The sequence below is a fragment of the Dysgonomonas reticulitermitis genome (assembly GCF_054601275.1).
Genome location: NZ_BAAHWU010000008.1, coordinates 20,494 through 40,727 on the forward strand (window position 1 = coordinate 20,494; position 20,234 = coordinate 40,727).

Annotated in this window: 18 protein-coding genes and 1 pseudogene; 3 read left to right on the plus strand and 16 right to left on the minus strand. The window is 40.3% G+C overall.

Annotation, left to right across the window (positions count from 1 at the left end):
• Positions 1-21: 21 nt before the first annotated feature.
• From nuoF to ACYPZI_RS05675, 13 genes are all read right to left on the minus strand, one after another.
• Positions 22-1,395: an NADH-quinone oxidoreductase subunit NuoF gene (gene nuoF, locus ACYPZI_RS05615; protein ID WP_459599473.1), complete on the minus strand. Its 1,374-nt coding sequence runs from the start codon at positions 1,393-1,395 to the stop codon at positions 22-24.
• A 9-nt stretch (positions 1,396-1,404) separates the two neighbouring features.
• Entirely contained in the window at positions 1,405-1,920 is a 516-nt protein-coding gene (locus tag ACYPZI_RS05620; protein WP_459599475.1) for an NADH-quinone oxidoreductase subunit NuoE family protein, read from the minus strand.
• A gap of 95 nt (positions 1,921-2,015) precedes the next feature.
• The gene (gene nuoD / locus ACYPZI_RS05625; RefSeq protein WP_459599477.1) at positions 2,016-3,251 is read right to left on the minus strand and encodes an NADH dehydrogenase (quinone) subunit D; all 1,236 of its coding nucleotides are present in this window, start codon (positions 3,249-3,251) and stop codon (positions 2,016-2,018) included.
• A 14-nt stretch (positions 3,252-3,265) separates the two neighbouring features.
• Positions 3,266-3,796: an NADH-quinone oxidoreductase subunit C gene (locus ACYPZI_RS05630; protein ID WP_459599479.1), complete on the minus strand. Its 531-nt coding sequence runs from the start codon at positions 3,794-3,796 to the stop codon at positions 3,266-3,268.
• A 3-nt stretch (positions 3,797-3,799) separates the two neighbouring features.
• Positions 3,800-4,351, minus strand: coding sequence for an NADH-quinone oxidoreductase subunit B (locus ACYPZI_RS05635; RefSeq protein ID WP_459599481.1), 552 nt, complete (start codon positions 4,349-4,351; stop codon positions 3,800-3,802).
• Positions 4,352-4,363: 12 nt separating this feature from the next.
• Positions 4,364-4,732, minus strand: a complete 369-nt coding sequence (locus tag ACYPZI_RS05640; RefSeq protein ID WP_459599483.1) for an NADH-quinone oxidoreductase subunit A — start codon at positions 4,730-4,732, stop codon at positions 4,364-4,366.
• A 348-nt stretch (positions 4,733-5,080) separates the two neighbouring features.
• On the minus strand, positions 5,081-5,764 hold the full coding sequence (gene trmD, locus ACYPZI_RS05645) for a tRNA (guanosine(37)-N1)-methyltransferase TrmD (protein ID WP_459599485.1): 684 nt from the start codon (positions 5,762-5,764) through the stop codon (positions 5,081-5,083).
• 9 nt (positions 5,765-5,773) lie between these two features.
• On the minus strand, positions 5,774-6,538 hold the full coding sequence (locus ACYPZI_RS05650; RefSeq protein ID WP_459599487.1) for an SDR family oxidoreductase: 765 nt from the start codon (positions 6,536-6,538) through the stop codon (positions 5,774-5,776).
• 8 nt (positions 6,539-6,546) lie between these two features.
• Positions 6,547-7,653: a DUF4468 domain-containing protein gene (locus ACYPZI_RS05655; RefSeq protein WP_459599489.1), complete on the minus strand. Its 1,107-nt coding sequence runs from the start codon at positions 7,651-7,653 to the stop codon at positions 6,547-6,549.
• 125 nt (positions 7,654-7,778) lie between these two features.
• Positions 7,779-11,336, minus strand: coding sequence for a pyruvate:ferredoxin (flavodoxin) oxidoreductase (gene nifJ / locus ACYPZI_RS05660; protein WP_459599491.1), 3,558 nt, complete (start codon positions 11,334-11,336; stop codon positions 7,779-7,781).
• 73 nt (positions 11,337-11,409) lie between these two features.
• The gene (locus ACYPZI_RS05665) at positions 11,410-12,600 is read right to left on the minus strand and encodes an AAA family ATPase (RefSeq protein WP_459599493.1); all 1,191 of its coding nucleotides are present in this window, start codon (positions 12,598-12,600) and stop codon (positions 11,410-11,412) included.
• Between the two features lie 214 nt (positions 12,601-12,814).
• Positions 12,815-13,624, minus strand: a complete 810-nt coding sequence (locus tag ACYPZI_RS05670) for a transporter substrate-binding domain-containing protein (protein WP_459599495.1) — start codon at positions 13,622-13,624, stop codon at positions 12,815-12,817.
• 6 nt (positions 13,625-13,630) lie between these two features.
• On the minus strand, positions 13,631-15,736 hold the full coding sequence (locus ACYPZI_RS05675; RefSeq protein ID WP_459599497.1) for a putative porin: 2,106 nt from the start codon (positions 15,734-15,736) through the stop codon (positions 13,631-13,633).
• A gap of 507 nt (positions 15,737-16,243) precedes the next feature.
• On the opposite strand from ACYPZI_RS05675, the pseudogene ACYPZI_RS05680 reads away from it, so the two are divergent.
• The 3 genes and pseudogenes from ACYPZI_RS05680 to ACYPZI_RS05690 all read left to right on the plus strand — a co-directional run.
• Positions 16,244-16,333: pseudogene (locus tag ACYPZI_RS05680) on the plus strand (ClbS/DfsB family four-helix bundle protein); the annotation flags it as partial.
• 275 nt (positions 16,334-16,608) lie between these two features.
• On the plus strand, positions 16,609-16,839 hold the full coding sequence (locus ACYPZI_RS05685; RefSeq protein ID WP_459599499.1) for a hypothetical protein: 231 nt from the start codon (positions 16,609-16,611) through the stop codon (positions 16,837-16,839).
• Positions 16,836-17,156, plus strand: coding sequence for a type II toxin-antitoxin system RelE/ParE family toxin (locus tag ACYPZI_RS05690; protein WP_459599500.1), 321 nt, complete (start codon positions 16,836-16,838; stop codon positions 17,154-17,156). The genes ACYPZI_RS05685 and ACYPZI_RS05690 overlap by 4 nt, the downstream gene beginning before the upstream one ends.
• Positions 17,157-17,236: 80 nt before the next feature.
• Here ACYPZI_RS05690 and hisB read toward each other — a convergent pair whose 3' ends face one another.
• The 3 genes from hisB to ACYPZI_RS05705 form a co-directional block, all read right to left on the minus strand.
• On the minus strand, positions 17,237-18,352 hold the full coding sequence (gene hisB, locus ACYPZI_RS05695; protein ID WP_459599502.1) for a bifunctional histidinol-phosphatase/imidazoleglycerol-phosphate dehydratase HisB: 1,116 nt from the start codon (positions 18,350-18,352) through the stop codon (positions 17,237-17,239).
• Between the two features lie 3 nt (positions 18,353-18,355).
• Complete coding sequence (gene hisC / locus ACYPZI_RS05700) at positions 18,356-19,390, minus strand: histidinol-phosphate transaminase (RefSeq protein ID WP_459599504.1); 1,035 nt, start codon at positions 19,388-19,390, stop codon at positions 18,356-18,358.
• A 230-nt stretch (positions 19,391-19,620) separates the two neighbouring features.
• Positions 19,621-20,199 carry a DJ-1/PfpI family protein gene (locus ACYPZI_RS05705; protein ID WP_459599506.1) on the minus strand — a complete coding sequence of 193 codons (579 nt, stop codon included), beginning with the start codon at positions 20,197-20,199 and terminating at the stop codon, positions 19,621-19,623.
• Positions 20,200-20,234: the final 35 nt, after the last annotated feature.

The window sequence follows — 20,234 nt, forward strand, 5'->3', positions numbered from 1 at the left end:
TAACAACCATTTTGCTAACAGCTAATAGCTATTGGCTAATGGCTGTAATAAGTGTCTCACCTTTTCCATCGGTTCATTCACAAAGTGATTCCGGTCTTTTATTTTTTCAGGGAAACGAACATGATATTCAAATTCTTCACGGAAATGACGAATTGCCGCCGCTACAGGCCATGCCGCCGCGTCACCTAACGGACAGATCGTATTTCCTTCTATCTTGCTCTGGATACTCCAAAGTAAATCGATATCCTCTTCGCGCCCGTATCCGGTCTCTATACGATGAAGGATTTTGTCCATCCACCCTGTTCCTTCACGACACGGAGAACATTGCCCGCAACTCTCGTGATGATAGAAACGGGAAAAATTCCATGTATTACGTACAATACAAGCCGTATCATTATATACTATAAATCCTCCTGACCCAAGCGATGATCCTGTAACGAATCCTCCGTCTGCAAGTGATTCGTATGTAATCAACCGATCTTCGCCATTCGCGGTTTTGAAGATATATCGGGCCGGCAAAATCGGCACGGAACATCCGCCCGGAATACAAGCTTTAAGAGGACGGTCGTCCATCATACCTCCACAGTATTCATCGGAATTGAAAAATTCATCAACGGTTATACCTAATTCTACTTCATATACTCCCGGATTTTTAATATGACCCGAAGCAGACATTAATTTAGTACCTGTCGATTTACCCAGCCCTATTTTAGCGTATTCCTCTCCACCATTGTTTATAATCCACGATACAGTAGAAATAGACTCCACGTTGTTTACAACCGTAGGCTCTCCCCACAACCCGCTCACAGCAGGAAACGGTGGTTTGATACGCGGATTACCACGTTTGCCTTCCAACGATTCTATCAAGGCTGTTTCTTCTCCGCAAATGTATGCTCCCGCGCCGCAATGCACATACAAATCGAGATCATAGCCTGTTCCTAATATATTCTTACCCAGCCATCCATTGGCATAGGCTTCTTTAATTGCTTTTTCAAGAATTTTGAATATCCACATGTACTCACCGCGGATATAGATATAAGACAAATTAGCTTCCAGTGCATAACTGGAAACAATAGCGCCTTCGATGAGCAAATGCGGGATATGATGCATCAGATACCTGTCTTTGAAGGTTCCGGGCTCCGATTCATCGGCATTTACCACCAAGTGACGGGGTTTACCTGATTTCTTATCAATGAAACTCCATTTTAAGCCCATCGGGAAACCAGCTCCTCCACGTCCACGCACGCCTGATGTCTTGACTTGTTCGACAACATCATCGGGTGTCATAGTTTTAAGGGCTTTTTCTACAGAAGCATAGCCCCCGCTTTTGCGATAAACTTCATATTCCTGAATATTGGGAATATCAATTTTCTCTAATAATATTTTTTTACCCATCGCAAAAACTTAATATAGGTTTACTTTACCCTGTTTACAATCTTCTATCAAAGTGTCTATCTTCTCCTCTGTCAGATTCTCATGGTAGTTATCTCCAAGTTGAAGCATAGGCCCGTAACCACATGCCCCAAGGCATTCTACACCCACCACACTGAACATACCATCCGAGGTAATTTCTCCTGGTTTTACACCTAATTTATGACAGGTATAATCCATCAGATTTTCGCCTCCACGCAAGCCACAACAGGCTGTACGGCAAAATTCAAGCATATACTTTGCTACCGGTTTTTGATTGAACATCGAATAGAATGTTACAACCTCATATACTTCGATGGAAGTAATCTCTAATATTTCAGCGACCTTGTCCATCAGCTCCAGACTCAGCCAATTGTCATGGGCATCTTGTACCGCATGCAAAACAGGCAATAATGCCGATTTTTTCTTATCTGCCGGATAATGACTCAATAGTTCGTCGATGCGGGCCATCAGTTCATCCGACATATTTATTACTTGTTTATATTCCATATAAGCTGTTAGCTGTTAGCCTTTAGCCATTAGCTTTTTAGTTGATATATATTATTAATTGGCACATTATCATATTTTCAAATCGGCATATTAGATTATGCATCTAATTCTCCGGCAATAACATTTATACTTGAAAGCGTAGCCACTGCATCGGAGAATAATCCTCCTTTTATCATTTCAGGAAACGCCTGATAGTAAACGAAGCATGGCCTGCGGAAATGGACTCTGAAAGGTGTCCGTGATCCGTCTGTAATAAGATACATACCCAATTCTCCGTTTGCACCTTCCACAGCATGATATACCTCAGCTATCGGAACAGGAACTTCGCCCATCACAATCTTAAAGTGCTGGATGAGTTGCTCCATTTGCGTATAGACTTCTTCTTTAGGTGGAAGATAATAATCAGGCACATCAGCGTGAAAATTCCCTTCAGGCATATTATCCTGTGCCTGACGGATTATTTTTAAACTCTCCTTTACCTCTGCCGCACGAACACACCAGCGATCGTAAGTGTCGCCCGATTGTCCGACAGGTACGATAAAGTCAAAATCTTCATAAGAGCTATATGGTTGCGCTACACGCACATCGTAATCGACACCCGTAGCTCTCAGGTTAGGACCTGTAAATCCATAATTGATCGCCTTTTCGGCAGAAATGGCTCCGACCCCGATAAGACGATCCATGAAAATACGATTACGCTTGAACAGGCTTTCAAGCTGATCCCAAGCCTTAGGGAATCCTTCTAGAAATTCATCAAGTTTATCCCAAGCAGCTTTACTCCAATCACGTTCGAACCCGCCTATACGTCCCATATTGGTAGTCAGTCGGGCTCCGCAAATTTCTTCGTATATCTCGTAAGCTAATTCACGGTATTTCATTACATATAAAAACGGCGTATATGCACCAAGGTCTACGCCCAATATACCATTACATATCAAATGGTCGGTTATACGCGCCAGTTCCATGACAATAACACGCATATATTGAGCCCTCTTCGGCACTTCTACTCCAAGAGCCTTTTCCACAGTCATCCACCACGCCATATTGTTTATAGGCGCGGAACAATAGTTAAGACGGTCTGTCAGGGTAGTAATCTGATAGAAAGTCCTGTGTTCTGCTATTTTTTCAAAGGCACGATGAATGTAGCCGATAGTGGTATCTGCATCTAAGATGCGTTCGCCATCCATCAGCAATATATTTTGAAATACACCGTGAGTAGAAGGATGCGTAGGCCCAAAGTTCAATACACTAAGCTCACGGCCGTCTTCAAAGGTCTGTTCCCTCACCATTTTCGCAAAGCGATGTTCCGGATTTATGGTTTGTTCTAACATTTCCCTCCTTTGCTTTATTGTGGTTCGTAATTATTAGGTGTTCTACCAAAGAAACGGTCATCCTTATCGGTACGTCCGGCATCCTCCAACGGGTGATCTTTCCGCATCGGAAAAGACACCATGCCTTCATCATTGAGAATACGCTTCTGATTGGGATGCCCGACAAAGTTTATACCATAGAAATCGTATGTTTCGCGTTCCATCCAGTTAGCGGCGGCAAAAACCTCAACGACAGAATCGACTTCAGGAGCCTCTCCGTTTAAAAACGTTTTGACACGCACCCGAACATTATCGATCCAGTTATGCAACAAGTACACAACCGCGAATTGAGCGTCTTTCGCATTATCGGGATAATGCACACCACATAGATCTGTCAGAAAATTGAAACGCAGAGCTTCATTATCCTTCATAAAACGAATAACATCCTTTATGACAGAAGGTGAAACCTCAAACGTGAGAATATCCTGTTCCATTCTGAAACTGAATGCTTCGGAATCAAATTTCTCTATGATTTTATTTTGAATTTCTGTTATTTCAAGTGCCATTCCTTATTCAAATTTATATGAATCAAGCAATTCCTGATATCTTTCGGAACCTCTACGACGCACAGATTCATGTTTTACCAGTTCTTGTAGTTGCATCACGCCATCCAAAATCTGCTCCGGGCGAGGCGGACATCCCGGCACATATACATCTACCGGAATTACTTTATCGATCCCCTGTAATACCGAATATGTATCGAATATTCCACCCGACGAAGCACAGGCTCCCACAGCTATCACCCATTTAGGTTCTGCCATTTGTTCATAAACATGACGAAGGATAGGCGCCATTTTTTTTGAAATAGTACCCATCACTAGCAGCATATCAGCCTGACGCGGAGAGAAGCTATTACGCTCGGCTCCGAAACGTCCCATATCATAAGTAGATGCCATAGTGGCCATAAATTCAATTCCGCAACAGGATGTTGCAAACGGTAATGGCCAAAGAGAATTGGCCCGGGCCAATCCTACGACATAATCGAATTTTGTAGCAAAAAATCCATGCCCTGTATATCCGTCAGGAGCAGGTACTACATTTATATTAGAAGATTTGCTCATAATTTTATATCTTTATTTTTCCCAATCCAGAGCTTTTCGCTTCACTATATATAGATAGCCTACAAGTAGAAGAACAATAAAGCCTCCCATTTTTAACAAGCCATCCCACCCAATAGTTTTGAAATTAATAGCCCAAGGGTACATAAAGACAATTTCTATATCGAAAAGAACAAACAAAATAGCTATTAAGAAATATTTTACCGGAAAAGGCGACCTGGCATTTCCTATCGGGTCAAGGCCACATTCAAAATTTGCTTCTTTTCGTGAGCTTCTGTGTTTCGGACCCAGAGCCTTCGATACAAATACTGTAGCAAAAACAAATATCGCGCAAAAAGCAATTTGCATTAATATGGGCAGAAAATCATATAGACTGGAGTTCATAAAAGGCTTTTTAACATACATTATTTCGTTACTTACAAAGGTACTTTTTTATTGGCAAATAAAAATAAAATGGCTCATATATTTTATCGATAATATACTGAAAAATCCGCATCAATACAAAAAAGTAGCGTTTTGTTCACTCCAGTTCGCAAACTAGCTAAAAAGTGTGTGTATGGCGACACACATTTATTTAAAAGCGTTAGTTATAAATTTTATTTATGAGTTTCTTATTCAATATTTGAAGCTATTAACATTTAAACTCCGGCTATAAGCAGGTTCCCAACAGAAATGTTAATTAATGTTTTTGAAGCGGGTTATTAGATAAACTTGCCCTTATTACTTCTTTTTTTATTCTTCTTTATCCAATAAATCAGGGCGCAAGCGTTCGGTTCGTTCCATGGCCTGTTGTAATTTCCATTCATCGATTTTGGCCTGATGTCCTGACAGAAGTATTTCAGGTACTTCCCAGCCTTTATATTCCGCCGGACGTGTATAAACCGGTGGCGCCAGCAAGTTATCCTGAAAAGAATCGGAAAGGGCTGATTGTTCATCTCCTATCGCTCCCGGTATCAGGCGAACAATGGCATCCGCCATCACAGCAGCAGCAAGTTCACCGCCTGTCAGCACATAATCACCGATAGATATTTCGCGAGTTATAAGATGCTCTCTTACCCGGTAATCAATGCCTTTATAGTGTCCGCAAAGGATTATTATATTTTCATACGAAGACATCACATTGGCTATCTTCTGGTTGAAAACTTCTCCATCGGGTGATGTATAGATGACTTCATCATAATTCCGCTGTTTCTTTAATGCCGAAATAACATTGTCTATTGGCTCCACTTGCAATACCATGCCTGCTTCTCCACCAAAAGGATAATCATCGACACGCCGATGTTTATTCGTTGTATAATCCCTGAGATTATGAACATGTATTTCGACCAGTTTTTTGTCTTGTGCCCGTTTCAGAATAGAACAGTCTATCAGTCCGGTAAACATTTCGGGCAGAACACTTATTATATCTATACGCATAGATAATGCCTATTTAACCTCTTTATGGAATAAGCTACCTGAGGCTTGGGCAGTAGGCATGACCAACAGATCTTGTATATCAACATGCGAAGGTTGCGAAACAACATAATGTACAGCTTCGGCTATATCGTCTGCCACAAGATTTTCAAAACCTACATACACCTGATCCGCTCTGGTTTGATCTCCTTTAAAGCGGACTAACGAAAATTCGGTTTCCACAGCTCCGGGGCATATTTGGGTAACTTTGATATTGTATGGCAGAAAATCCATTCGCATACCTTTGCTCAGAGCATCTACGGCATGTTTGGTCGCGCAATATACGACTCCGTTAGGGTATACATCCTTTCCGGCGATAGAACCAATATTGATAATATGGCCCGACTTACGGGCAACCATACCCGGCGATACAACGCGGGTAACATACAGTAGTCCTTTTACATTCGTGTCGATCATGCGTTCCCAATCTTCCAATACTCCTTTGTGAATAGGGTCGAGACCGACAGCTAAACCGGCATTATTAACCAATACATCAATATCTTTCCACTCTTCAGGAAGGCTATCTATCGCTTTTTCTACTTCATCATATATTCTGACATCAAAATAAAGAGAGAGAACTTTTACCTCATATTTAATTTCAATTTCTTTTTCAAGCTCTTCAAGCCGGTCTTTACGTCGTCCGGTAATAATTACATTATAACCTTCCTTTGCCAAACGCAAAGCTGTAGCTCTCCCCAAACCGGAGGTTGCTCCTGTAATAAGCGCTATCTTTTTCATGTCACTTTTTATTTTATCCACACGTTTATAATTTCACCCAGGCATGATTTAAGATTGGCGCCCTCAGCCGGTATTTCTCCGGACTTTTTACACTCTATAATCATCCATGCTTCCGAAAACGCAGGAGAGCCTGAAGGCATTGCCACAGGAGTAAACTCTGTGTCCTTGATCTTTTCTGAACCATCCAGTTTAGCTAACCCGTCATTGTATATTTCCGTAAAGAAACATATAGTATACGTTTTTGCATTTTCGATTAACGAATACCGGCTTGCACTAACATTCGTTATCGCCTGTAATCTTTCCATCAAAGTAGATGTACCTTTCCATTTAGCAAGGATAGCCGATGGTTCTTTCACATTACCGCTCAATATCAGCACTTCTTTGCCTATCATTGAGGACGGAATTTTATCAGACGGAATTTTCTTAAATCCGGATATTGTAGATGCGGTATTTTGCAGCGGCTGAGATACTTCTTTTTCAACAACAGGGGCCGGAACTACTGCTACAGGCTGTTCGGCGACAGCCACGACCGGTTGGGCTGCCGCACCTGTCGTACTCACCCCATTGAGATACACATCTATAGATCGAAAAATACTACTAATACTATCTATGGTTTGCGTTCTGAATTTATCATAATACCGATTAAGCTTATCCCCTTTTTTATTAAGAGCTATTTTGTCCGTGATCATTTGTTCCGCAGGTTGCAAATCTTTACTGTCGGAATAATCATATTTGATACCCCTGGCAGTAACATCACATTTCCCGTTCCCTACTTTCATAAGCAACTGGTAAGTCATTTTTGCCTGATCGAGGACTAAAGCGCTTTTTTTAAAGACAAGGTATTTTTCACCACCGCATGCTATTGTTCGGGATTGAGGATCCGACAATAACACTCTGTTATTCAAATCCCCTTCGGACTTATAATTCTCTTGTGCCCATTTATCCATTAAGCTAAAGAAACGGTCATCATCGATTAGCTGCTTTACTGTTACAGATTTTTCAAAAACCACCTTACCTCCAACTTCAGGCACAGCTCCGGCTAAATATTTATTCTGCTGAGCAACAGAAAAAAGACTTACTAAAAAAAGAGAAGCCAGTAAAAGATATTTATTCATTTCGACAAGTTATTATGATTATACCATAAAAGTAGTAATTTATAGTAGTTTGTCAATGTCAAATATTAAAAAATAAAAAGGTATCAGCTAATAGCCGGTACCTTTTCTATTAATTTTGTGTGTTCTTAGTTCGAGTCGCTCGATCCGTCTGAATTTTCAGCAGCCATACGTTGGTAGCTCTTATAACGCCACAAGGCACTTTTTTGAGCTGCTTCGTATAACTCCGCAGATTCGCTTGGATTTGATTTTTGAAGAGATGTGTAACGAACCTCATTGCCTAAGAATGCTTGGAATTTAGACCAATCAGGTTCCTTACTATCCATTACAAATGGATTTTTGCCCTCTTCTTCCAGCATTGGATTGTAGCGCCACAAGTGCCAGTAGCCGCATTCTACAGCCAATTTTTCTTCATCTTGGGCATGTCCCATACCTTTTCTTAATCCGTGACTGATACATGGGGAGTAAGCAATAACTAAAGATGGCCCTTTATATTCTTCGGCTTCTTTAATAGCTTTGAGGCATTGTCCCTGATTAGCGCCCATCGCAACTTGTGCAACATATACATACCCGTATGTGGCTGCAATCATGCCAAGGTCTTTCTTCCGGATTTTCTTACCTGCTGCTGCAAATTTAGCTACGGCTGCAATTGGTGTCGATTTGGAAGATTGTCCTCCTGTATTGGAATATACTTCTGTATCCAGTACAAGGATGTTTACATCTTCTCCTGAAGCGATAACATGATCGAGACCACCAAAACCTATATCATAAGCCCATCCGTCGCCACCAAAGATCCAGATAGAACGTTTGATCAGATATTGTTTAAGAGAATAAATTTCTTTACAATAATCGCATTTATCTTTTTCTACTTCAAGTAATGGAAGTAGACTGGCTGTGATTTCTTTAGTCTTTCCGGAATCATGCTTGTTCTCAATCCATTCCTTATATAAGGCTTTAGTTTCAGGAGAACATTTGTCACAATCCTGAACTTGGGTCATCAGCTTCTCTAATTTATCACGCATTGTCATGTTTGCAATGGCAAATCCCAGACCGTATTCAGCGTTATCTTCGAATAGAGAGTTTGCCCATGCCGGACCTTTACCTTCTTCGTTTTTACGATAAGGGGTAGATGGAGCCGATCCTCCGTAGATAGATGTACAGCCGGTTGCGTTAGCGATCATCATGTGGTCGCCGAACAATTGCGTTACTAGTTTTATGTATGGGGTTTCACCACAACCTGAACAAGCGCCTGAGAACTCAAACAATGGTGTTGCAAACTGGGAGTTTTTCACATTTAGTTTTGTATCTACCAAATGAGCTTTGCTCGTTACATTTTTGATCATGAAATCCCAATTGTCCTGTTCCGGGAATTGAGTGCCGATTTCAACCATTTTAAGAGCAGGGTTTCCTTTCTTTCCAGGGCAGATATCCGCACAGTTGCCGCAGCCAAGACAGTCGAGAACGTCTACTTGTATGCGGAATGCCATTCCGTCGAATTGTTTTCCTTGAGCTTTTAATAGTGTAACGTCAGCCGGAGCGCCGGATTGTTCAGTTGCATCCAATACAAACGGGCGTATAGTAGCATGAGGACAAACATATGCACATTGGTTACATTGTATACAGTTTTCGGCATCCCATACAGGAACGAATGCTGCTACTCCGCGTTTTTCGTACTCGGTAGTACCATGATCCCAAGTTCCGTCTTCGCGACCAACGAATACTGAAACAGGAAGGTCATAACCACGCTGTGCGTTAACCGGACGTACTACCTTCTTGATAAATTCGGGAGCATCGTCTTCTTGTGATTTCTCAACGACAATGTTAGCCCATTCGGCAGGAACTTCTACTTTTTCTATTTCGTCGCCACGATCAACAGCTGCATAGTTTTTCTTTATCACATCTTCTCCTTTACGTCCATATGACTTAACGATGAATTTTTTCATCTGCTCTACTGCCAGGTCGTAAGGAATAACGTTCGATATTTTAAAGAACGCGGATTGCAGGATTGTATTTGTACGGCCTCCCAAACCAATTTCGGTAGCAATTTTAGTCGCGTTGATTATATAGAAATTGATTTTATTTACGGCAAGATATTTCTTGACATTGTTTGGTAAGTAATTTCCTACTTCTTCTTTATCCCATACCGAGTTGAGCAAGAAAGTTCCGTTTTTCTTCAACCCTTTAGTAACATCATAAAGATGAAGGTAAGCAGGAACGTGACAAGCTACAAAGTTAGGTGTGTTCACCAAATAGGTAGATCGTATAGGGTTGTCGCCAAAGCGAAGGTGAGAGGCGGTGAATCCTCCGGATTTCTTGGAGTCGTAAGCAAAATAAGCCTGACAATATTTATTGGTGTTGTCGCCTATGATTTTTACGGTGTTTTTGTTAGCGCCTACTGTACCGTCCGAACCCAGACCATAGAATTTAGCTTCGTAGTTATTGTCTTCTACAGCGACTTCTTCTTTCATCGGTAGCGACTTAAATGTCACATCATCCACAATACCGATTGTGAAGTCGTTCTTCGGTAAATTCATGGCCAGGTTTTCGTAAACCGACATGATTTGCGAAGGGGTAGTGTCCTTAGATGACAGCCCGTAGATACCACCAACAATAGTCGGTGCATCAGCCTTGCCAAAGAAACAATCTTTTACATCCATATATAATGGTTGTCCAAGAGCTCCCGGTTCTTTTGTACGATCGAGTACGGCAATTCTCTTCGCTGTTTTAGGTATAGCCGAAAGGAATGCTTCTGCTTTGAACGGACGATATAAGTGAACGGAAACAAGACCCACTTTTTCACCTTTTGCATTCAGGAAGTCTATTGTTTCGCGGATTGCTTCCGTTACAGATCCCATTGCAATGATTACACGGTCTGCGTCTTCTGCCCCGTAGTAATCGAACAGTCCATATTTGCGTCCGGTAATCTTGGTTATTTCAGCAAGATATTTTTCTACAATCGCAGGTACTGCACTGTAAAATTTATTAGAAGCTTCACGTGATTGGAAATAAATATCATCGTTTTGAGCTGTACCGCGTGTTACAGGATTTTCCGGATTCAGGGCTCTGTCGCGGAATGCTTGAAGCGCTTCTTGGTTGATTAATGGAATCAGGTCTTCCTGATTCATTTCTTCAACTTTTTGTATTTCGTGTGAAGTACGGAATCCGTCAAAAATGTTCATAAACGGAATACGTGCTTCAAGTGTAGCCAGATGAGGAACAGCCGATAAATCCATAACCTCTTGTACCGATCCGGAGAAGAACATCGCGAAACCGGTTTGGCGAGCGGCCATTACGTCCTGATGGTCTCCGAAGATAGATAGGGCCTGGGCGGCTATCGCGCGAGCCGAAACGTGGAATACGGATGGAAGGAGTTCTCCCGCTATTTTATACATATTAGGTATCATCAACAAAAGCCCTTGCGAGGCTGTATATGTCGTTGTCAATGCACCTGCCTGTAACGATCCGTGAAGTGTGCCGGCAGCACCTGCTTCCGATTGCATTTCCTGTACTTTGAGTATTTCACCAAAAATGTTTTTGCGTCCGGCTGCTGCCCACTCATCAGCATACTCTGCCATAGTTGACGATGGGGTGATAGGGTAGATCGAAGCCACCTCACTGAACATATAGGATATATGTGCAGCTGCTTGATTACCATCACAAGTAATGAATTTCTTTTGTTTAGCCATACTTTCTGTAATAGTTGATTATCTTTTTAGTTTACTTATTTTTATATGTTCGATGTCTTTGAATATTAGTTATCTAGTATAGAAAACCGAAAAGCCAAAGAGGAATTATATTCTTATCGCCTGTCTTCAGGTTTCCGACCGCGTAGAGCAAATCCGATTTGTTTTTACTCCGGGTCTTTTGTCCTTCTATTTTAAATTTATAACTTTTATCATTGTATTCAACGATGAATGCGCCACTTTTCGATCCTTTTCTTAATTTGCTGTCGCTATGGTGCAGTTGGTTATAAAAAAAAGTTTCGCGAAGGTCCTGGTCGCTTACATCTGACTTTTTCAACGGGAACATCAGGTTTGTATTATGCATGTATACCAGATCGGGTTTCTTAGGGTATTCTTCACCTTCTTTGTATAGCATATTAATAAGCCTGGCGCTATGCAAATATTCCAGATAATTAGTGACTGTCGCCCTGGAAATCTCACAATCGATACTCAATTGGCTGATATTCGGTTTCCCGGGAGCAGATAAAGACAAAAGATATAGCAATTTTCTTAGTTTTGGCAAATATGACATTTCTATCTGCCGGATAGATAGAACATCTATTTCCAGCATCATATTGACCGTTTTAAGTAAATTTTCCGAAAAATTCCTTTTCTCGAGGAAAAAAGGATAATAACCATGATGAAGGTATCCCCAAAAATGTTCCAATGCGTCAATTTGGCTATAAATATCTTCTGCTATTTGGCGGTGGTCATTTACTATATCTTCCAGTCTATATGCCGGAAAATCTTTTCCAAATTGAACGTTCAGATACTCTCTGTAAGAGAACCCTCTCAGGTTATATACCTTTACGATAGAAGACACCTCTGCATCTTCTCCCAGTTTCATTACGGTGGAAGTTGTAAATACAATCTTCAATTGAGGAAGCTGTTCGTAGCACTCTCTCAGTTCTTTAGTCCAATTAGGATATTTGAATACCTGATCGATCAATAAAGTTTTACCACCACGCTCAACAAACTCTTTGGCAAAACTTGTTATAGACCGTATGGTAAAGTAGAACTGATTCATGTTGATGTAGAGACAGTCTCTTTTGTCCAGATCGAAATATTTCTTGGCATATTGCAACAAGAAGATAGTCTTTCCTACCCCTCTGGTACCTTTTATACCAATCAGCCGATGTGACCAATCTATTTGATCCATCAACAATCTAGGCATTGTTCCTTCGAGATGCTCTACTAAATATTTATGTGTACGAAAAAATGATTCCACTGAATATCAATTAAACCTGACGAAGATACTTCTTTTTTGCTTTATTGCAAAGTCCAGATAGCAGTTTTAATCATTTTTTATCAAAAAAAATGAGAGAATTCTCCAAAAATAGTTTTGCAAGCAGGCTTTAAAGATGGTAGTAAGTAGTTGCTTAGAGATTTAGGAACCAAGGGAAAAAGCATACTACTCCCTACTTACTACTCTCTACTTACTACTATTTATAGTATTTATCATAAACTTTCTTGTAAGCATCTGTCTTTTTAAGGCGTTGTATCCACGTATTAAGAGAATCCAGCAGGATAGGGGATTGTTCTCTTACAGCCCAAGCTTCCAAATGGGTGAATCCTATGAATGTAGCGTAGTCTATTTCGGGTAAATCTCTTGCTACATTCCCGGCGGTTTTTTCGTCACAAACGGCATAGTCTATCTCTTTCGAGGCTACAAGCATGGCTAGCTGTTCGGAGCCATATACTTCATCTTCCTTTATATATATGGTATCGCCAATTTCGTGCGAAAGATTTTGCAATCTCAGTTTAGCCGGCGATTTGGCCGATATATATATCGTTTTTTTTGCCAAATCCAAATGGCTTCTTATGGGTTCTGTGTTGTCGTTGAAGGTTTTCTTGCGTTGTATGAGTACCTGCCGGTTTTGCACAATCGTTTCTGTGAATTTTAAAGAATCCCGTAATAATGTTGTAACAGGTATATTGCGTGCTACTACATCATATTTGCCTTGTTTCAGGCCTTCTATGCTTTTTTCGAGGCTGGACTCTAATGATACCTCTACCTTTAAAGGTATATATGTTTCCAGTAGCCGGATGAGGTCGTGATTGAATCCGGCAATAGTATCGCCCGATACAAAATATCCTATCGAATTGTAGTCGGTGACAATATGCAGGGTGCCTGACTTTTCTATCTGAGGATAGTCTTTTATTTGTTCCTTGCCTTTTTTAAGGAATAGAATCCAAATAACGAGAATAACGGCAATGATAATTGGTATTGCAAGAAAATCTTTTTTTTTCATAGAGCCCTAATTGTTGAAACGCCAAGAGATCCCTAATTTCAATCCTCGTGGATTTACCGGATAACGGTATAAAGAGAACGATTCGCCATTACCCATACCTTGTGCGACATTATACATCATCACGAAGAAACGGGTATATTTCAGATGCATATTGAGGTATGCTGTAGCTATCGGAAAATTGCCCAGTTCCATGTCTCTTTGGTTATAGAATTGCATGGTCAGAGGCTGATAGCCGGGCATGTAGTATTTGGTGTGGAAATGGGCATCGGCTCCGAGCTGTAAAGTAAGTACCTTTGCCAGCTTCGTTGTAATATAGATATTGGTATAAAAACTAAGCTTCGGTAGGGGGATGATCTCTTCTTCGCTTTGTTGAAATATCACCTGGCTATCCCAATGGAAAATCCCAAAGTTAAACTTTTGGTCGAGGCGTATGGCGTATACCTGTGTTTCACTCTCGTATTGTACAGGGAGTCCTTGCTTATCATAATATATATAGTTATTTATAGATTCTATTCCCCCACTTATTTTTGTTTTAGAAAAAGGAAGCTCTGGAAAATTAATTTCACCACCAATGTATTTGCGATTTACGTGTTTGAATTCATTCTTCCAGTTCCAGTATTTAGAAGCAAAGTTATCTTCAAAAAAGCTTGGAGTAGTATTTTTTATGTAGGCATTCGCTTTCACGGAGAAATCTTTGCCCTTAAATTTTAGCATAGTGGTAAGCTCGCCTTCTAGTTTGTAATCGGCTTCTGAACTAAATTCACCGGATGCTTTATATCGCAGGTATTTTCCTTTTTCTTTAGTCAGAACGCCTCCGATAGTCAATACATTGTCCGGCTCTCTCCTGTTCATGCCGGGTCTGGATATGATAGTAATGGTATTCGTATTATCATCTGTTATAGTCATAGATGTCGGCATGGAATATTTTCGCAAGTCGTATTCTATAAATGCAGTGAGGCCGAACTTTATCCATTTGCGGAATCCTTCGTTCATTGCCAGCGCCAATGTGTTTTTGAAGGAATAATACGCCATGTAATCATCTATATTTTCCGAATAGACAGGGGTACTTATAGATTTCCCATTGTAAGGGTATTTCCCGTCTATGGTGTACAGGTTATCCATGTCGGTATAATTAGAACTGAAGCGGCGCCTTTGATCGGTATAATGCGAGGTAAGGATAACACTGGCAGGGGAAATATAATCCTTCTTTTGACGGAGTCCCATGGTGCTGTCATTAATAGGATATTCTTCCATATTATTACCTAAATCGTAGCGATTGGTGATATATATATGGCGTCCGCGAAGTTTATTCCACGTTTGTTGCATTCTTACCGGTATATCGCGTGAGTTTCCACTGAACTTTTTATCTCTTATGATGTTCCCGTTCGGGCTGGTGATATATAATGTGTCTGCTATCCCGCCGTTTTCAATATTCGTGAAATTATTGTTATGGAAAAACGCGTGCATCTTGTATTTATCTCCGATATAACTGGCATATACATCGTAACTGATTCCCTTGTTAGAAAGCGAGGTATAGAAACCACGGGAGTAGATGTAATCAAAATCGAACCCTATGTTTAGTTTTTTACCCATATTAGTTGAAATCTCCGCTTGGAATCTATTTTCAGCAGTTTCTCCACCTCCGGCACTCTGATACTTAATTTCCGAATAAGGAACTTTCGTATTTAAGAAGTCTTTGGTTTCAGGACTTTTTCGCCAAAGGTACATGGCATCCATAAAGGTAAAACGGGAAGTTTCGGGACGTTCAAAGAATATTTTTGATTGGGCCGGTGAGCCGACATTACCCAGATATCCCATAGCAACACTCTTCCCATCGACCAACATGCTTTGATGAAAATCTATTATCGCCGTGTCGCGGGGAATGAAAATACGTTCACCCAATCTGGGTGTTATTTTCCATGCGTAAGTATTGGGTATTTCAATTTTGGTGGTATCTATTTTGCGGCTGTCGGATGGTAATTTACCTATAACTTCTTGTTTTAGGGAATCCTGTACTATTCTGGCGGGAGACGATTGAATATTCCTGTTCTGAGCCTTCAAAACAGGAAGCACTATAATAAATAGAAATGCGGCTACTATATATTTTTTCATCGGTGCAAACTTACACAAAAAATGAAAAAAGAGAAGTTAATCTATCTATAAAAACAGAAGTCTGGACAGTTTATTGCAAAATATTAATTAAAAAACTGTGATAGTGAGTAACTTATTCCGGCTACTCCTTGAAGGTTTGCATTTTATTACGCTGAATTTCACGAAAATATCATATCTTTGATACACAGAGTTTCATAGTACATGACAAAAAATATTGCAAAATCTTATATTGCCCTTACAGGGCGCGGTTTCAGGGATTGTATTTTCCCACCCAAGGCGTTGCCATTGGGCTATATTATGTAGCCCTTTCAGGGCATCGTGGAAAGAAACAGGCTGAAAGCCTGATATATTCCAGCCCGGGGTAACACCCCGGTGAGATGACAGACTAGGGAATCGCGCCCTGTAAGGGCAACATAATAAGCCTTTTAAATATATATATAATATTTTTTGTCATGTACTATGACAGAGTTTATATAAAGATTTAGGAGAAACCAAAATGGCGCATTACTGGGAGCATATTGCGTGTCGGTAACTTCAAGCCATTACGATTGGGCGAAGAAAAAAATCAAAGCACATCTAAAAACGCGTGCCTTGTGAGTTTACAGTAAGATTAATAAAATAAAAATATCGACCGGCTGAAAGGGCAAAAAAAAGAAATATATACAAGGAATCCCCCGAAAGTTAACCTTTCCATTCGGGAGTTATTTGATAGTATTGCACCGCAAAACGCTGAGATACGCATGGTTGCCAAATATTTATGTCTCATTCTCAAATATCCTGCAAAGTGATTATCCCTTAGACAGTTGATTCTAACCGATTAAAATCCAAAATAAAAAAGTAACTTTGTCCTATAGTTTTAAAACAGTGGTAATATGAATACAATAACATTTTATAAAAATAAAGAGCAAATTATACGTTCTATATTAGATGCGGACGAAGAAACTATTACCGAAATAGCTGCAATTCTGGGGAGAAAGAAGGAAAAATATCCGGCGAGAATGACTGTCGAAGAATTAAAGGAGGAAGTTCTGGAAGGTGTTAATCAGGCGCAGAACGGACAGGTTATATCCCATGAAGACTTCTTAAAGAAACATGGATTATGAAAATAAATTGGACGCATAAAGCGGACGCGCGGATTGACGAAATCCTTGATTTTTATAAAGAGAAAAGCCCAAAAGTAGCGAAAGAAATATTGGTAGATATAAATAAAACGGTGGAGCCATTGGTAAAATTTCCACAAATGGCAGCTATAGAGCCTGTGTTGTCTGATTTACCCATCTCTTTTCGCTCTTTGATCGTTCGTAACATCTACAAAATAATCTATTATGTGGATGAAAACAACGGGACTATAAATATTGTTACCGTTTGGGATTGTCGCCAAAACCCAAAGAACTTAAAAGATGAAGTTATCAGAAAATAGAAGGGGTATGGACACAAAGCCCCATAAAACACAATCCGTGGGATTGTAAAATATATTTGAATCGGTAATTTTTTTGGTTTCTAAATTAACCCTTTGGTAGAAGGTAGTTCGTAATTGAAAATATCCCGTTTTTTTGCCATTTTTAAAGCTCGTGCAAGAGCTTTGAAAATACCTTCTATTTTGTGATGTTCGTTTGTCCCTTCTGCTTTTATATTAAGATTCATTTTAGCCGAATCGCTTAATGATTTAAAAAAGTGCAAGAACATTTCGGTAGGCATGTCTCCTACTTTTTCGCGGTTGAACTGTGCATCCCAAACCAGCCATGGACGTCCGCCAAAGTCGAGGGCTACAGAGCAGAGGCAATCATCCATAGGCAGGCAATAACCGTAGCGTTCTATTCCCCGTTTGTCTCCTAACGCTTTATTTATGGCTTCGCCCAAAGCTATTGCTGTGTCTTCTATGGTGTGATGTTCATCTACATTAAGGTCGCCTTTCACCTGTATTGTAAGGTCTATCCCTGCATGTTTTCCTATCTGCTCCAACATGTGATCGAAAAAACCGAGACCTGTGGATATGTCACAACTGCCTTTTCCATCCAGATTGAGAGCTATATAAATATCCGTTTCTTTTGTCGTGCGCCTTATTTCGGCTTTGCGTTCTCCGGCAAAAAGAAATTCACTGATGGCATTCCAATCGGAAGTTTTAAGAATGCAAGAGTTTTTCAGTTCGTCAGGGATATCGATGTTTTCTTGTAGGAAGATTGCCCTACATCCCAGATTCTTAGCAAGTTCTACATCCGTTAATCTATCACCTATTACAAAAGAATGCTCCATATCGTATTCTCCTGTCATATATTTGCCCAGCATTCCGGTTCCGGGTTTTCGTGTCGGCGCATTGTCTCCGGGAAAACTCCGGTCGATAAGTATATCATCAAAAATGATTTCTTCGCCTTCCAGTGTCTTTAACATCTTGTTATGCGCAGGCCAAAAAGTATCTTCGGGGAAAGAATCTGTGCCTAATCCATCCTGATTAGTAACCATAACAAATTCGAAATCAAGGTTTTTCCGTATAAAATAAAGATTTCGGATCACTTTCGGATAGAATTCCAATTTTTCAAGACTATCCAGTTGATAATCAATAGGAGGTTCTATAACGATAGTCCCGTCACGGTCTATGAATAATGCTTTCTTTTTCATTTTCTATAATCCTAAAATATTCAATGTTTCTATCAGCGTTTTATTCTCCTCATCCGTCCCTACTGTTATGCGAAGACACCCGGCACACAGCGATACGGAATTGCGGTTACGTACAATCACGCCCCTGTCGGCAAGCTTTTTATATATTCCATTTGCATCACTTACTTTTACCAGGAGAAAGTTTGCATCTGTCGGATATATTTTCTCTACAAACGGAAGCTTTGGTAATTCATCCTTAAGATAATCACGTCCTTTAAGTAAAGTCGCGATCCATTGCTTTCGCAGTTCCAGTTTGTCAAGTTCTTCATTAACAAAGTTTTGTGTCAATATATTAACATTGTAAGGATATTTCACTTTGTTGAATAATCTAATAATTTCGGGAGAAGCAAAAGCCATTCCCAGCCGCACAGCCGCCAGTCCCCATGCTTTAGAAAAAGTTTGCAGGATAACCAGATTCGGATATTTATCCAACTCGTTAAGCCATGTCGTTTCCGAGGCAAAATCGATATATGCTTCGTCTACTATTACAATGCCTGCGAAAGTATTCAATATCTTTTCTATTTCTTTTCGGTTCAGGAGGTTGCCTGTCGGATTGTTTGGCGAACAAAGAAATATAAGCTTTGTTTTTTCATCAGTTCTTTCCAGAATTTTTTGCGCGTCGATGTCAAAGTTTTCATTAAGTAATACTTTCCGGTATTCTACGTCGTTTACATCGGCGCATACCTGATACATCCCGTATGTAGGATTTATGGCAACAATATTATCGATACGCGGTTCGCAAAAGATACGGATAACGAGATCTATCGGTTCATCGCTGCCATTTCCCAGGAATATTTTTTCTGCGTCAATACCCTTAATTTTTGCTATTTTTTCTTTAAGCTTCCATTGCAATGGGTCGGGATAACGATTGTATTTGTCGTTCAACGGGTTCTCATTGGCATCTAAAAAAACAGAGGCTTCCCCTTTAAATTCGTCCCGGGCTGAGGAGTATGCCTTCATGTCCCATACATTTTTGCGTACTAATTGTTGCAGATCCATCTGATTATTTCTGATTATTTAAAACAATGAGGCTGTCTCAAAAGTAAAATTACACTATCAAAGTGTTACCCTCTTTGTCATCCTGAGTGCAACGAAGGATCTCATTCCTCAGGAAAAGAGATGTTTCACTCCGTTCAACATAACAACCAACGGTCACAGGAGCGTAGCGTATGTAAATAGATATAAGAAAATACTTTTGAGACAGCCTCATTCTGTACTTTTTCTTGTTACTACAACTCAATTTTAACTCCCAGCAGTTTATAAAATTCCCTTAAAATGGCAGGGTGTCCGGGCCATGCCGGTGAGGTGGCCAAATTACCGTCCGCAATAGCTTCCGTTGCCGGAATATCCTTATAAATTCCTCCTGCCAGTGTTACTTCCGGACCTACTGCTACATAGCAAGTAAGTGTTTTGCCTTTTACGACATTAGCGGCGGTCAATATCTGAATGCCATGGCAAATGGCAGCTACAGGAAGATTCTTGTCAAAGAAATAGCGTGTATATTCAATTACTTTCGGATTGAGGCGGATATATTCCGGAGCCCGTCCGCCGGTGATGTAAAGACCTGCGTAATCTTCCGGTTTTACAGCATCAAAACTTTTATTCAATGTAAAATTATGACCTCTTAATTCGGCATATGTCTGGAATCCGACAAAGTCGTGAATTGCAGTAGCGACCTGTTCTCCGGCTTTTTTGCCGGGACAAACTACATCTACATGAAATCCGACACTAACGAGAGCCTGAAAGGGAACCATCAACTCATAGTCTTCTACAAAATCGCCTGCCAGCATTAATATTCTTTTACTCATAATAAAACAGATTTAAATTTGTGAATCGATTAATT

What these genes read in the sequence shown, in the direction of transcription:
- nifJ (WP_459599491.1), bottom strand. Translation starts at nt 11,336, where the DNA reads ATGGCTAAACAAAAGAAATTCATTACTTGTGATGGTAATCAAGCAGCT.
- trmD (WP_459599485.1), bottom strand. Translation starts at nt 5,764, where the DNA reads ATGCGTATAGATATAATAAGTGTTCTGCCCGAAATGTTTACCGGACTG.
- ACYPZI_RS05640 (WP_459599483.1), bottom strand. Translation starts at nt 4,732, where the DNA reads ATGAACTCCAGTCTATATGATTTTCTGCCCATATTAATGCAAATTGCT.
- ACYPZI_RS05685 (WP_459599499.1), top strand. Translation starts at nt 16,609, where the DNA reads ATGAATACAATAACATTTTATAAAAATAAAGAGCAAATTATACGTTCT.
- hisC (WP_459599504.1), bottom strand. Translation starts at nt 19,390, where the DNA reads ATGGATCTGCAACAATTAGTACGCAAAAATGTATGGGACATGAAGGCA.
- ACYPZI_RS05705 (WP_459599506.1), bottom strand. Translation starts at nt 20,199, where the DNA reads ATGAGTAAAAGAATATTAATGCTGGCAGGCGATTTTGTAGAAGACTAT.
- nuoF (WP_459599473.1), bottom strand. Translation starts at nt 1,395, where the DNA reads ATGGGTAAAAAAATATTATTAGAGAAAATTGATATTCCCAATATTCAG.
- nuoD (WP_459599477.1), bottom strand. Translation starts at nt 3,251, where the DNA reads ATGTTAGAACAAACCATAAATCCGGAACATCGCTTTGCGAAAATGGTG.
- ACYPZI_RS05670 (WP_459599495.1), bottom strand. Translation starts at nt 13,624, where the DNA reads ATGAAAAAAAAAGATTTTCTTGCAATACCAATTATCATTGCCGTTATT.
- ACYPZI_RS05650 (WP_459599487.1), bottom strand. Translation starts at nt 6,538, where the DNA reads ATGAAAAAGATAGCGCTTATTACAGGAGCAACCTCCGGTTTGGGGAGA.
- ACYPZI_RS05620 (WP_459599475.1), bottom strand. Translation starts at nt 1,920, where the DNA reads ATGGAATATAAACAAGTAATAAATATGTCGGATGAACTGATGGCCCGC.
- ACYPZI_RS05630 (WP_459599479.1), bottom strand. Translation starts at nt 3,796, where the DNA reads ATGGCACTTGAAATAACAGAAATTCAAAATAAAATCATAGAGAAATTT.
- ACYPZI_RS05655 (WP_459599489.1), bottom strand. Translation starts at nt 7,653, where the DNA reads ATGAATAAATATCTTTTACTGGCTTCTCTTTTTTTAGTAAGTCTTTTT.
- ACYPZI_RS05675 (WP_459599497.1), bottom strand. Translation starts at nt 15,736, where the DNA reads ATGAAAAAATATATAGTAGCCGCATTTCTATTTATTATAGTGCTTCCT.
- ACYPZI_RS05635 (WP_459599481.1), bottom strand. Translation starts at nt 4,351, where the DNA reads ATGAGCAAATCTTCTAATATAAATGTAGTACCTGCTCCTGACGGATAT.
- ACYPZI_RS05690 (WP_459599500.1), top strand. Translation starts at nt 16,836, where the DNA reads ATGAAAATAAATTGGACGCATAAAGCGGACGCGCGGATTGACGAAATC.
- hisB (WP_459599502.1), bottom strand. Translation starts at nt 18,352, where the DNA reads ATGAAAAAGAAAGCATTATTCATAGACCGTGACGGGACTATCGTTATA.